General features: G+C 32.6%; 4 protein-coding genes and 3 pseudogenes. All 7 read left to right on the forward strand.

The window, feature by feature from the left end:
• Window positions 1–34: 34 nt before the first annotated feature.
• The 7 genes and pseudogenes from IPK14_13710 (at window position 35) to IPK14_13740 (ending at window position 15,459) form a co-directional block, all read left to right on the forward strand.
• Window positions 35–597, forward strand: a pseudogene (locus IPK14_13710) (metal-dependent hydrolase).
• Between the two features lie 32 nt (window positions 598–629).
• Window positions 630–2,572: pseudogene (locus tag IPK14_13715) on the forward strand (S9 family peptidase).
• A 38-nt stretch (window positions 2,573–2,610) separates the two neighbouring features.
• Window positions 2,611–2,853 carry a UPF0175 family protein gene (locus IPK14_13720; GenBank protein ID MBK7994391.1) on the forward strand — a complete coding sequence of 81 codons (243 nt, stop codon included), beginning with the start codon at window positions 2,611–2,613 and terminating at the stop codon, window positions 2,851–2,853.
• Window positions 2,853–3,337: pseudogene (locus tag IPK14_13725) on the forward strand (DUF3368 domain-containing protein). Before IPK14_13720 ends, IPK14_13725 begins: the two are co-directional and overlap by 1 nt.
• A gap of 230 nt (window positions 3,338–3,567) precedes the next feature.
• On the forward strand, window positions 3,568–5,451 hold the full coding sequence (locus tag IPK14_13730) for a hypothetical protein (GenBank protein MBK7994392.1): 1,884 nt from the start codon (window positions 3,568–3,570) through the stop codon (window positions 5,449–5,451).
• 11 nt (window positions 5,452–5,462) lie between these two features.
• Window positions 5,463–7,808 carry a VWA domain-containing protein gene (locus IPK14_13735; GenBank protein ID MBK7994393.1) on the forward strand — a complete coding sequence of 782 codons (2,346 nt, stop codon included), beginning with the start codon at window positions 5,463–5,465 and terminating at the stop codon, window positions 7,806–7,808.
• Window positions 7,809–7,821: 13 nt separating this feature from the next.
• The gene (locus IPK14_13740; protein ID MBK7994394.1) at window positions 7,822–15,459 is read left to right on the forward strand and encodes a tetratricopeptide repeat protein; all 7,638 of its coding nucleotides are present in this window, start codon (window positions 7,822–7,824) and stop codon (window positions 15,457–15,459) included.

Here is a 15,459-nt window from a genome sequence, read left to right on the forward strand (position 1 = left end):
AAATAAATTTTAACATTTGCAACATCAATAATTTATGAGTCCAATAACTCATTTTTTAATAGGTTGGTTAGTTGCTACTCCAAAAAAACTTACCTACCGAGAACGCAATATAGTTGCTTTTGCTGGAGTAATTCCAGATTTAGACGGCCTTGGAATAATTGCTGAAGTTTTAACTCAAAATAGTTCTTACCCTTTGCTTTGGTGGTCAGACTACCATCATATTTTAGGGCATAATATCGGCTTTGCCGCGCTAGTAGCTCTACTAGCTTTAATTTTTTCTAAACAACGCTTTTTAGTGGCTTTTCTTACCTTTATTAGCTTTCATTTACATTTATTAGGCGATTTAATTGGCTCACGTGGGCCAGATGGTTATCAATGGCCGATTCCTTATTTATTACCATTTTCTAACACTTGGCAACTTACCTGGTCAGGACAATGGGAACTTAATGCCTGGCCCAATTTTTTAGTTACAATAATTGCTTTACTTTAACTTTTTGGCTAGCGCGTGAGCGAGGTTATTCTCCAGTAGGAATATTTTCTTACTCAGCAGACAAAAAATTTATTGATACTTTAAGAAATCGTTTTCCATTAAATTAAAAATCAACGACCTAGGAGAAAAATAAATATTAATGATAGAAAAACAAATAGCTCAATATGGTTCTTGGCCTTCGCCTATTAGTTCAGATCTTGTTGTTAAAGGTACTGTTAGACTAAAAACACCTGTTTATGATTCTGGAAAAATTTATTGGACAGAAATGCGCCCTAGTGAAGCAGGTCGTAGCGTTATTGTTCAACATTTAGCCGACAATACAACTCAAGATGTTATTCTAGCCCCATTTAATGCTAGAACTAGAGTTCATGAATATGGAGGAGGTGAAAGCTTAATTGTTAATGAAAAAGTATATTTTATTAATTTTTCTGATCAAAAACTCTATTTAGTTGATATAAATAAAGATAAAACTCCTCAAAGTATATCTACAAAAGATAATTGCTATTATTCAGACTTTGCGCTTGATAAAACGCGAAATAGATTAATCTGTATTCAAGAAGATCATACAAGTAGCGATCAAGAAGCCATTAACAGCTTAGTTGCTATTAATTTAACAGGTGACAGCCTGGTTGAAACTATTGCAAGTGGTAATGATTTTTATAGCTCACCCCGTCTTAGCCCTGATGGTACAAAACTAGCATGGCTTACCTGGCAACATCCCAACATGCCTTGGGATGGGACAGAACTTTGGATAGGCGAAATTGACGAACAAGGCAAAATTACCAATCTAGCAAAAGTTGCTGGCGGGAAAACCGAATCTATTTTTCAACCTGAATGGTCAGCTAGTAATACACTGTGTTTTGTGTCTGATAGAAGTAATTGGTGGAATCTTTATTGCTGGAAAAACGGTCAAATAGAAGCCTTATGTGAAAAACAAACTGAATTTGGACTTCCTCAATGGGTTTTTGGAATGAGAACTTATGGTTTTGCGGCAAATAATACGATTATTTGTAGCTATACTGAAAAAGGGATCTGGTATTTAGCTAGCCTCAACATAGAAACAAAAGAATTGAAAAATTTTAATATTCCTTACACAGAAATTTCTGATCTACATGTTGCTGATGGAAAAGCTTTTTTTGTTGGCGGCTCTCCAACTAAATTAAGAGAAATTGTAATGTTGGATTTATTTAGTAATGAAATAAAGATTTTACGTAAAACCAGCGATCTTGTCTTTAGAAGATGAATATTTATCAATTCCAAAAGCAATTGAATTTCCAACAGAGCAAGGTTTAACAGCGCATGCTTTTATTACCCCAAAAAACGCTAAGTATCAAGCCTTAGCAGAAGAAAAACCACCATTGCTAGTAAAAAGTCATAGGCCCAACCGCAGCAACTTCATCTGTTTTAAGCTTGACAATTCAATACTGGACTAGTCGAGGTTTTGCAGTTTTAGATGTTAATTATGGTGGAAGTACAGGCTATGGCCGAGATTATCGCAGTCGGCTTAATAGGAGTTGGGGAATTGTTGATGTTGATGATTGCGTTAATGCTGCTAAATATTTAGTAGAACAAGGGCTGGCTGATGCTAAAAAACTGGCTATTGATGGTGGTAGTGCAGGTGGTTACACTACTTTAAGCTTAGTAACTTTTCAAGATGTCTTTTCTGCTGGTGCTAGTTATTATGGAGTTAGCGATCTAAAAGCCTTAGCAGAAGATACTCATAAATTTGAATCTCGCTATTTGGACAATTTAGTTGGAGCTTATCCACAAGAAAAAGAGCTATATCATCAGCGATCACCAATTAATTTTGTTGAACAACTTTCTTGTCCAGTGATTTTGCTTCAAGGTTTAGAAGATAAAGTAGTACCTCCTAATCAAGCAGAAAAAATGTTAGAGGCTTTAAGAGAAAAGAAAATTCCAGTTGCTTATGTAGCTTTTGAAGGTGAACAACATGGTTTTCGTCAAGCAGCAAACATCAAACGAGCCTTAGAAGCAGAATATTATTTTTATGCCCAAGTTTTTAAATTTGCTGTTGTTGATGATATCGCTCCAGTAACAATAGAAAATGTAGAAAAACTTTAGGTTAATGTATTTCTTTTGAAAGAAAATTGGAGGTTAATATGAGTGTAGTAATAGATGATGAAATATTACAAACAACTAGAATGACTAAAAAAGAGTTGTTGCAAGAAATAGCTATAATGTTGTTTGAGAAAGAGAAATTGACTTTGGGACAAGCTAGCAAATTGGCAGGAATTAACCAATTTAATTTTCAGCATTTGTTAGCTAGCCGTAACATCTCTATACATTATGGAGTAGAAGATTTTGAACAAGATTTAGCAACATTAGAAGGATTAAGAAAATAATGTTGGTAGTTAGCAACAGTTCACCAATAATGAATTTAGCTGCTATAGGACAGTTAAGATTACTTGAACAACTTTATTCAAAATAATAATCGCTCAAGCTGTTTATAAAGAGGTAGCATTAGAAGGGGCAGGATTGCCTGGAGCAGATGAAGTAGATAAATTTACATGGATAGAAACGCAGGTGGTTAAGGACACAGCTAAAGTATTATTGCTAAAATCAGAACTAGATTTAGGAGAATCTGAAACAATAGCTTTGTCTATAGAATTAAAATCAGATTTACTGTTGATGGATGAAAGATTAGGAAGGGCAAAAGCCTTTAGTTTGGGTTTAAATTGTGTTGGAATTTTGGGAATATTGATAGAAGCTAAAAAGCAAAACTTTGTTACAGAAGTTAAGCCATTAATGGATGATTTAATAAACAAAGCAGGTTTTTGGATAGATAAAAAACTCTATACAAGAGTTTTACAAGCAGCTAAAGAGTAAGTTTGATCTTTGTATTAACTTATTGATTTATAATAGTATTAGTGCTAATTGTGGTTAGCCACAGATAGCACTAATAGGAACTCCGCAAGCTTGGACAGAATATTTCCACTTAGTCCATTGTAGCAGCGCACGTATTAGAAAAACTTACCTTAATAGATACTTGCTTTATGAAAAACATAGCTAAGTATCTACAAAAAATTTTCACAACAACAAATAAAAGAATACTGATTTTGTCAGTGTTTTTTTTAGTTTTAGCAATTGCTTTAACAGCAGAGTTTTTTCAAATAAAAAGACAAACTCAACAAGCATTAGTTAAAGCTAAAAATACTTTGTTTGAGCAAAATATTGTCAAACATCGTCAAGAATTTTGTAAACCTATTAGTCAAAATGTTAGCTTACTACAAAATACTAATAAAACTCACACCATTGCTTATTACCGAGATAATTATTTTGTTGCTACTAGTGCGGGTTTAATAAAATATTCTGCTAATGGTCAAAAGCTTCGTTCTTACAATAACTTAACAGAATTATCTGAAGCTGTTTCACTTGCTACTTGGGCAGATAAACTTTATATAGGCACTCGTTCACAAGGTTTATTAGCTTTTGATGGACAAGAATTTAAGAAATATTCGTGGCCTGAGCTAAAAACAAGTGCTATTTCAGCTTTACTTAATGACAACGGACGTTTGTTGATAGGCACTTTTAATGCTGGGCTTTTAGAGTTTGATGGCGACAAGTTTTCAACGATAAAAATTGGTAAACAAACAGTAAAATCCATTACCTCCTTAACAAAAGAGCAGCAACAGCTTTATATTGGTACTTTTAACAGTGGTTTATGGATAGAAAATGCTACTAAATCACAACATTTTACTACTGCTGAAGGGCTAGCTTCTAATCGTGTTGTTGGAGTTGTTCAAGTTGATGATAAGTTAATAGTTGCTACTGATTTTGGTTTATCTATAGCTAATTTAGCTGATTTATCAAATAACGGACAAGTTTTTCAAACTGCTATTACTTTGCCCACTTTATCAGGAATTACTAGCAATGATCAGCAATTGACGCTAGTTCAAGATAATGGTCAGCTTTGGCAAGTATCATTAGAAAATCTAGTCACCAAAAACTTAAAACCAGTAAATAAAATAGATACAGCTAATGCTCATATTGTAAAACTTGGTGATCAAACTTGGTTAGCTAGCGACAACGGACTTTGGCAGTTAAATAAAAATAAGCTTGTTGCTTTTGGTCAAGCTAATGTTAATAGTCTTGCTAGCAATTTAGTTTCTGCTTTAGCCGTTGACCATGTAGGACGCTTATGGATTGGTTATTTTTGTAATGGCATAGATGTTTTCTCTTCATCAGGCAGTAAAATTACTCATTTAGAAAATGAAAACTTAAGAGAAATAAATCATATTGCTGTTAGAGAAAAAAAAGTTGTTGTAGCAACTTCACAAGGATTATTTAGTTTTGATCAAAATTTTCGTAGCAGTCGCCTAAGCAAACAAAATGGACTTGTAAACCACAATGTTACTTGTAGTTATCAAACTTCTGATTCTGAAAATCTGCTGCTAGCCACTGCTAAAGGTTTAGCAATTGGTAAATCAGATAAATTTTCTTTGCTTACAACTGTTCAAGGTCTTCCAAGTAATAGCACTTATAGCATTTCAACTTTAGACAAAAATATTTATGTAGCTACTTTAACTGGGCTAGCAAAAATTTCTAATGACAAAGTAATTCGCACTTACAAAGACGCTAATTCCAACTTAAAGAGTAATTGGATTACAAGCCTACAAATAGCAAACAAACAACTTTTTATTGGTACTTATGGCGGCGGAGTTTATCAGCTAATGCCTAATGGGGAACTCCGTAGCTTTGTTCCTGAAATTGGACGTTTAGCCGTCAATCTTAATGCGATGTTTAGCGACAATGAACGCCTTTATGTAGGCACTCTTAACGGCTTATGGATTTATCAGCTAAACAATCAACGTTGGCATCAAGTAAAAATACATTTAAATAATGTCTTAAGCATTACAGGAAGTAATGACAATATTTATGTTGGAACTACTAACGGTATTGCAAAAATAACAAAAAATTTCTTTCAACAAATAGAAAACTAGAGGACAAGTTTATGAGTCGTAGAACTCTATATTTAGCACTTGTTATTACATTGATTTTAATTGGTTATTGGCCGATGTCTAGAATTTCGGCTCAGTCAGGCGTGTTGCTGCCTACAAATATAACTAATCAACCAGATGTTCTTTCTTTATCTGTGATGAATGTTGATATTTTGATAGATAACCAATATGCAAGAGTTAAAGTATTACAGATTTTTGATAATCATTATGGAACAGTTTTAGAAGGCAAATATACATTTGGGTTGCCCACCACAGGAACAATTTCTGATTTTGCTATTTGGGAAAATAATGTGCGTATTCCTGGGGTAATTATGGAAAAACGCCGAGCAGAAGCCGTTTATGGCGATCTTACAAATGCAAAAGTTGACCCAGGTTTGTTACAGCAAGATGATGAGCATGGCGGTAGTTCTGCTTTTTCTGTAAAAGTTTTTCCTATTCCTGCTTATGGAAGTAAAAGACTAGAGTTAGAGTATACAGAAAACTTAGAAGTGGAAGAATTAACTAGCCGCTTCTCTTTTCCTCTTAAGCCTGAATTTGGTTATAGCCAAGAAGTAGATGAGCTAAACATCCATGTGACTATCTTAAGTAACACTCCAATTACAGAAATTGCTTCGGAAAACTATAAAATGCAGGTGCTAAAGTCTACTGCAAATGAATTTGAAGCGGTTTACAAAGCAAAAAACGTTGAGTTAGAAGAAGATTTAGAATTAAGTTACAAGCTAAATGTTGCAAAAAATCAGCTTAATGCTATTGCTTATCGTGCGCCAGAACATATTTCTGCTTATGACCTTAGAGATCCTGCTTTAGCAAAACCAAATCCCGACGGATATTTTCAAACTTTAGCAGTCTTTAATGAAGAAGCACAAAAATCATCAAGTAATGTGTTAATTTTGCTAGATACTTCTTTGTCAATGTATGGTGATAAATTGGTGCAAGCTGTTTCTGCATTGGAGCTATTTCTAAATAGCTTAACTCCGCAGTCACAATTTAATTTAGTTCTTTTTAATGAAACTGTAACACCTTTATCTAACAACCCTTTACCAGCAACAAAAGAAAATATTGCCAAAGCCATGTCATTTGTTACAGAGTCTTGGCTTTATGGTGGTACAGATTTACATCAAGCTTTATCAACATCACTTAAATTAATAAATGCTTTCCCCACAGGAAATAAGAACATTATTTTAATTTCTGATGCTAACTCAACTATAGGCCAGCTACAAAAATCAAAAATAGTTGAAGAATTTAATAAAACTAATAGTAAATTGCAAGCCAGACTTTTTGCTTTAGGTTTAGGTAGCGATGCAGCTAACAACCTGTTAGAACAATTAGTTAAAGACTGCAATGGTTATGCTCTGTCAATGCGTGAAACAGAAGACATCAATTTTCCAGTAAAAAGCATTATTGATAAAACACAGAAATCAAATATTTCTAATTTAAGTTTTGAAGAAAGCGACAAGAATTTTTATCAAGTTTATGCCACTAGCGATAAAAACACTTTTGATCAAAGCAGTTATAGCTATGTTGGACGTTATCGCAAGCCTCAAGCGCAAGCAACTGTTAGCGTTAAAGCTTTTTTAGGCAATCGTCCAATAAATTTATTTAGTAATTTATTATTGCCAGAGTTTGACGATACACATGCACAATTACCAAGAATTTGGGCCCGTGCTAGAGTTGATGCACTACTTAGAGAAATGGATCTTTATGGGGAGAGAGAAGACTATATTGCTGAGATTATTAGACTTGCCCAAAAATATAAATTTGTTACTCCCTACACTTCTTTTATTGCTGCACCTAGGGCGTTACTTCGTCCTCGTTTAATTCAGCCAGGCGATCCAGTAATTCGAGTTAAAACAGATGAATCTATCAAAGCGGTTTTTGCTGTCTTGCCATTTGGCGAAACTCTCCCGCTAAAATATTTAGCAGAAGAAAATGTTTGGGAAGGACGCTTTTTTGCTCCTGCTGATATGCCTGATGGATCTTATAAGTGCCGATTGTTGCTAACAGATAAACACGGACAAGGATTTCAAGAAGAAAAAAGCTTTGTTATTGATAGCCACGCGCCAAAACTAGAAGTAAAACTTGCTAAAACTACTTTGCAAGCTGGCGATGAGCTAATCATTAAAGCCAATGCAGACAAAGACACAATTAGATTAATTGCTAAACTTTCATCTTTAACATCAATCAATTTACGTTGGTCAAATAAAGAGCAAATTAATATAGGTAAATTACAGATTCCAAATGATTTACCGGCTGGAAATTATACTCTAAGCGTAATTGCTGAAGATGGAGCTTATAACCAATCTAGCCAAGACATTAACCTAGTTATATTACCTAGATAGTAAAGAGAAAATTATGAGCGGAAATAAAAAAAGATTATTGCTAATGATGGGCTTAATAATAGTTATAACTATTCCAGTAACCAAAATGGTTAGCCAAAATACAGCAGAAAATAAAGAGCAAACAAATAATAATAAAGTTGTTAAAGATGAAGTTATTCAAGCTATAGAGTCAGCTATTTATAATCAAGCGGATTTTTTTGCTACTACAGCACTTGTTCCTTATCCTACGGCAACAGCACGTAACCAACTTTTAGCAGTAGCTAAACGCTATCCAAAAGAGCCAAGCGTTTATAAACAACTTTCTCAACTAGAAATAGAATTAGGGAATAAAGATGCAGCAGAAAAAGCATTATTAAACTATGTGTCTTTATCTGAAAATAGCCAAACTACCTTAACTGAACTAGCCAATTTTTATCAAGAACAAGCTGAATTTGTCAATCAAGCAGACACTCTAAATAAAATGCTAGATTTAGCACCAGATGAAGAACGACCTGATATTTTAGATGAACTTGTTGCTTTGGCTGATAAGCATAAAATAGATAAATATCTAGGAGCTAAATTTTATAAAGAAGTAGCTAGTCGTCATCCTGATAATTTAGAAATTTTGGAGAAATATTTAGATAAATTAGTCACAGATAAAGAATATAAAACTGTTCTAAAAATAGTTGATTCTTATAGACAAAATATTGCTGATAAAGATCAATATTTTCTTAAAAAACAAGTTGATATTTTGTTAGAAACAGATGATTGGCAAGCTGCTAAAGAGCTTTATATCAAAAATTTTGACCCATTTTGGCCTGATAATATTAAACAATCTTTTTACTATGAAGTGCTGTCTGATAATGACCAGTTGCGGGCATATGGACAAGAGCTTCGTGCTAAATTCCAAAAAGATCCTTCTAGTTTTGATTTTGCAATAAGGCTAATTGATTATTGTAATTACAACTCTGAGCAAGACCTAAGTTCATATATTTTTTATAAATTAGAAGAGTCACGTAGCCAAAACAACATCACTTGGACAAGTAAAGAGCTAACTATTTTAGCTCGTCTTGCATTAAAAAAAGGAGAAGCCGAACGAGCATCACGCTATGTTTATACACTTTATAATCAAGGGGAGTTAAAACCTGGTAGTGAGCTAAGAGGACAACTTCTTTATCAATTATTTGAAATAGTTATGGATTCTCAAAACCAAAGATTACCTGTAACTACAGGCAATCTAAAGTTTTATCAAGAGGTTGCTAATGCTGATAGAAATCCTGGAGTCATTGGAGGCATTCTTTCTTTAATTTTTTCTGATAGCAAGCCTCAAGAAAAGTTTGCTGAAGCCGAAACAAATGCTATTCACCATTTTAATCAGGCGGCTGCTTATAGAATCTTTTTAACTTATAAAAAAGAATTTCCTACCTCTCCACAACTAGCACAAATGTATTTAGATATTATTCGTTTTTATACTGAAAAAGGCAACACAGATATAGCTGATAAAACTTTACAAGACTTTGAAAATCGTTACAAAAAAGCAGAAAAATTTCCTGAAGTAGCAATGAAACTAGCGGATGTTTATATTCTAAATAAAGATAGGGAAAAAGAATTAGCCGTATACCAACAAATCTTAGATTATTTAGGAAAAAATGCTAGAACAGGAAGATTATTGAAAACTGTAAAACACAAAGAAGTTAATCAAAATAGCTACAACGAAGACGATGAGGAAAAACAGACGACTATTGAACCTCCAATGTCTGAGCCAACAAAGGTTGCGCCAACTACCGAATTTGTAGAACTTAATCCAGGGCTAAAAATTACACAACCAAAGTCTGATAATGCAGAATATTATTACTATGAAGAAGCACAAAGTTTTGAAGATTATTTAGTAGAGCCACAAAAAATTGACTATAGCACAGTGCTAAACCGCTATATTTTTGCTTTAGATAAAGAAAATCGTACTAAAGAAATTATTGAGTTATTTAATAGAGAGATTAAAAAATATCCTAAAGAGTCAGGTCTTTATGAACAGTTACTGCAATGGTTGGGACAAACAAACTTAGTTGAAGACCAATTAGCCGTTTACCAAAAAGCTATAAAGCAATTTCCTACAACACTTTGGCATGACCGGCTAGCACGTTGGTTGATTAGTAAAGAACGTTATCAAGAATTTGCTAGTTATTCTCAAGATTTGGTAAGCAAGTTTGATGATAAAGAAATAGAAGACTACTTAAATAAGTTTGTAACTGATTATAGGCAATATAGCAAGTTTTATGATGGCCTCTATTTTTCACTTTATCAAAAAGCACATAATCGTTTTCCCCAAAATCATCAGTTTGTAAGAGGTTTACTAGATTACTATGTTGTTCATAAACAATGGGATAACTGGCAAGCCTTAATTGGGCGATATTATTTTATTTGGCCTGAAGTTAGAAATGAATATTTGAGTTATTTATCAAAAAATGATCAGCTAAGAAAATATTTAGCTGATGCTCAAAATAAATTAGTTAACAGCACAGATATCAATAATTTATTGCCTTATAAGCTTTTTCGTGCTGATGCAGCAATCTGGCTATGTAATTATGAAGAAGCCATTGACGCTTATAGAGAGCTAAACCGCCTTTACCCAGGTAATCAAGATTTTGCTCAACAACTAGTAGGCTTAACACGCTCATTTGGTCAAGTGCAAAGGAAGTTTTTAACTGAAGCCACAAATGTACAAATTAAGCAAGTTAGTCTTAGACCCGGACTATCAGGAGATCGAGTTATTGCTGGCGAACTTTATGCAGAAACTAATGATTATCAAAAAGCTAAAATAGAATGGTCAAAGCTTTTAGAATTAGGTAAAGATAAACAAACTTATTTAGATACAGCAACAATATTTTGGGATTATTTTCAATATGATGACGCGCTAAAAGTAATAGAAGCATTACGTAAACAAAAACAAGATAATACATTACTTGCTTTTGAAATGGGTGCAATCCTTGAGGCTAAACATCAATCTAACAGCGCAGTTGCAGAGTATATTAAAGGAATTGCTAAAGATAATGAGCAATATAGTAAATGCCGTAAGCGGTTAGCAACACTTTATGGACGTGAAAAACTAACAGCAGAAATAGAAAAAACTTTTTCTCAAGAATTAGCTAGAACTAAAAATTCAGATGAACTTGTTTTAGGTTATGTGGAAGTTTTAGAACTTGCAGAAAAAAAAGATTTAGCTAGCAATTTACTAAAAAAAGCTATTTATCAAACAAAATCAATGGGATTTCTTAAAAAAGCACGAAGCTTTTTTAGAGAGATGGAAGACCAAGACAGCGAAATTGCAACCATAAAGCAATGCCTTAAATATAGCCGTTCATACAAAGAAGATATTTCTTGCCGATTACAATTAATTTCACTTCACCGAGAGCGAGAAGAAAAACAGCAAGTTATTAAAAACTTACAATTTTTAATTGCAAAATACCCTTTTAATTATGGTGTGATTGATGAAGTTGTTAGCAATTATTGGCATTTAGGCTTAACTAAACAAGCTATTAATACATTAAATCAAGCTATAAAAAAGAGTCGCGGACAATTTCGCTACCAACTTACTCAGCGTTTAGCTCAACGTGAGTTAGAGCTTAATAACACAAAAACAGCACAAAATCTTTTAGAAAAACTTTTTGAAGAAGATAAACTTGATAGCCAAGTTTTAGAGACTTTAACAAATCTTTATATAAGAACAGAAAATAAAAAAGCTTTAGAAAAAGCTTTAGCAGAAGGGTTAAAAGCTGTTGAGTCTCAAGATATGCACATCAGAGATTTAAGGCTTGAAATAGCTTATTTTCGTCAACGAATGATTGATAAGTTTACCCAAATTAAAGATTACAATGCAGCAATTAAACAGCACATTGAAATCATTAACCGTAACCCAGAAGATTATTACAAACTAGATCTTGCTATTGAATACACTGAAAAATATGGTGGAGGAGATGAACTAGCTGCTTATTATAAAAAAGTTTTTGAGCAAGCTTATAAAAATTATCGCTGGGCGGTTGTGTTAGCTAGAATTTCCAAATCTAAAGGTGATTTAGAAACTGCTATAAAATATTATCAAGCTGCAATTGATAACCAACCAACCAAAGCAGAGCTTTATAGCTCTTTAGCTGAAATTTACAAGGAAAAAGAGGATTTAACACTTGCAATTAGCACAGTTAATAAGTCTATAGAGCTTTCTAATTATGAAGTTGTTTATGTTAAACAAGCTATTGAATTACTAGATTTAGCAGGCCGCGAGAGTGAATCTTTAGCATTAAAGAGCAAAATACCTATAGAAAAAAATAAAGAAAATATTCAAAACAACCAAAATAAAGTAGCATCAGGATTTGATCAAGCAGAACAATTAAGAAATACCAATGAGAAAGAAGCTATCAACCTTTATAGAAAAGCTTTTGAAGCATTATTAGCAGATCCTTATAAGGCTTCTGAGATCAACAGTTATAAGTTGCAAAATTATATAGAAGTAGTTCATAAGGAAGATTCTTTATCTAAAATTTTACAAAGCTTCTTACAGTTGAGAGATAAATTAATAAAAGAAATACAAAAAGAAAATAGTTATGATGCAGCCAAAGCACGAAGTTTATTAGAAATCATAGACGGCGTTTTACCAAGTTCTATTGCAAACATAGCAGAAAATTCTGCTACAGGAGATGAATTAAATGAGCTATATAAAACTTTGACAAGTTTGATAAGTGCTGAAGTAGTTAAAGCTAATAGTAACAGTAGTTTACAACTGGTAGAAAATATTATTTTGTCCACTAAGTTTTTAGATTTGCAAGAATATATTTTGTTAACGCAGTTAAGAACAGGGTATAACAAAGGTGTCAATTATCAAGATAGGTTTGGAAAAATAATTAATTTTTATGAACTAAGTGGAAATTATCAAAAAGCACTTAAACTTTTAGAAAAAGAAACAGAGCTTCCTAAAGCATTTGATTTAATATATTTACAACAAATAGTGAAGTTTAGCTCATTACTTGAAGATACAAAAACAGAGCTAAAAGCTTTGCATCGTTATTTTCAAGAAAATAAGTCTAACCCAGACGCAGAAAATGACCCTTTGGTAGAGCGTTACTTAACGCTTCTTTACCAAGGTGATAAAAATGATCAACAAAAGCTAGTTGATTTAACAAAAACACACTCTGTTTATCAAAAACAGTTAATTAATTTTTTAATAGCTAAGAATGAAAAAACATTAGTTCATCAAGCTATAAAAGCTACAAAGTCTGATAAGCTTTGGCAAGATAGCTATAACGCAGAAATAAGCCTTCAACTAGAAGATTATAATGAGCAAAATAAACAGTATTTTGACCATAGTTTAAATTTTCAAAAAGTAGGGAATTTAATCAAAATTAAGGCTAATGAAAAAAATCAATTAGTTGGTGATAAGTGGTTTGAAATGGCTAATAAATATGGTCAATGGCTCTATAAAACATCTATAAAAACAATTACAGCAGATAGACTTTTACCGGCAAATATAGAAAGGCGACCACAAGACGCGCTAGAACAACAAAAATTAGGTCATTGGTATTTAGCTCAAAAAAATACAGAAAAAGCTCTTTCTTATTTACTTAATGCTCAAGAAATGGGTGCTAATTCTGCTGAAATTTTAGCTGATATTGGATCAGCTTATTTTCTAAAAGGTGATAAAGAAAAAGCATTAAATTATTGGTTAAAAATCTTAAATAAAGATGAAACAAATGTTAATCAACTATGGCTTAGTACATTAAAAAAACATGGACTAGTAGAAAAAGCACGAGAAGAATTAAAAAATAAGTTAATAGAAAATAAAGATGAAAAAACACCTGAAGAAATTAAATCTTATCTTTATTTACTTGCAAATTCATTTAAGGAAGAAGGTGGAAAACTTAATAGTAACCAAGCTAAAGCACAAGCAGATTTTCTTGTAAATCTATCTAAATTAGAAACTTCCACAACACCAGAAATTATAATTAGAGAACAACTAGTTGCTATTGAATATCTTGCACCATTTTATGAATTGATGATTGAAAATAGCAGCAGGATTTCTAAGATAGATGTTGATTATGAGTATTTCAACAGAGCTAAGCTTGCAAAAGATTTAAGTTTGTTAGAGGAAGAACTAGATCACAATAAAATTTTCCAATCTAAAGAGCCTAATGCAACACAATATCAGTGGCAAAAAGAGTATTTGCATTTGCTACTTTCACAAAATAAAAATGACGCAGCACTTAAACTTACTCAAGAAATAGAAAAGTCTTTAGCTAATAAATATTTGCGTCCAGAGTGGTTAAGAGTAGCTGAAATTCAATTGATGCTACGTAAAGGACAAATCCAGCAAGCTTGGGAAAAATTGCTTCACTATACAAAAATAGAAGTTCAAAAAGACATTAAAACTATAGATGTTCCTAGTCAAACACGCTTGCAACAAGCTCTAAAACTACTAGCTGATAGAGATTTAGAAAAAGATAAACTATTAAAAGCATATTACTCACGTTGTTTAGCTTTAGAACAGTACACTTTGCCTAATTTAATAGGTTTAGCAGATGTTGTTTACCGTAGTGGAGATATAGATTTAGGGAATAAATTACTACAACTAACACTAAATTTTGTAGATTCTTACAAACAAGCAAAAGCAGCAAAAGAGCTTCTAAATCTTGAAATTATTAAAACTTATAGAGTTAGTGAAAAATATATTATTACACCTCCTGTTGTTTATGGAGATGAGACTGGATTTTCAAGTTTTAATGTTGGCGAAGCAATAGCAGAAATAGCTACTAAATATGGTCAATATAATTTAGCTATAGAACAGCGTAAACAACTTAAAATCTATGCTGGTGAAATTAATTCCATAGAATTAGCTCGTTTATTTGCAGCAAATAATCAAGTTAAAGAAGCTATGATTGAGCTAGTAAACTTTATTTCTGATAGAAAAGTCTCGCGCAAAAATCGTTTGTTAGCTGTGTCGCTAATTCCTACGATTGCAAAAACCAATCGTGAACTTTGGGCAGTGACAGAAAAAGTTATTGATAAAGAATTTAAGCTAGCTATTGAAGCAACGCGTTTGGCAAGTGTAGGCGAATTTTCTGCGGCAATTAAATTAATAAATGGACAATTTAACACTGTTGAAATGAAATTCTTTCAAGCAATTTTAGAAAGAAAGAATAACAATTTCAAAACAGCTTTAGCATTAATTAATCAAATTCCTTATGACTGCAAACCTTATGACTTTTTGCACGAAACTTCAGCGTTAAGGCAAAGAATTTATCTTTATTCAATAACTAATGCTCCAGAAGCAGTATTGGAATTAGCTAAAAAAGATAGCCAATTACAACAGTATTTTAGCAATTACTACTCAACAGAAAATCTTCTAGGAATGGGAAAAAATAGTTCTAGCGGCAATTTGCAACTCTTAAAAGCTATTGAGAGAAATCAAGAGTATAAAACAACCCTAGATTTATTAGCTTTGTCGGCTAATGCTGCTGAAAGTCTAGGAGATTTTGAGCTAGCAATAAGGTTTCTTAAAGCTATGCAACCAATAACAAATAAAGAAGTAGAAGCCAAACTACAAAAGCGGATTGATGATTTAACTTACCAAAAGGAAGCTAAATCCAAAAACAGCCAAAAAGTAGAAACTAGTTCTTTATCCAGATAA

Source organism: Blastocatellia bacterium (genome assembly GCA_016713405.1).
Classification (GTDB): domain Bacteria; phylum Acidobacteriota; class Blastocatellia; order Chloracidobacteriales; family JADJPF01; genus JADJPF01.

What these genes read in the sequence shown, in the direction of transcription:
- IPK14_13720 (MBK7994391.1), top strand. Translation starts at nt 2,611, where the DNA reads ATGAGTGTAGTAATAGATGATGAAATATTACAAACAACTAGAATGACT.
- IPK14_13735 (MBK7994393.1), top strand. Translation starts at nt 5,463, where the DNA reads ATGAGTCGTAGAACTCTATATTTAGCACTTGTTATTACATTGATTTTA.
- IPK14_13740 (MBK7994394.1), top strand. Translation starts at nt 7,822, where the DNA reads ATGAGCGGAAATAAAAAAAGATTATTGCTAATGATGGGCTTAATAATA.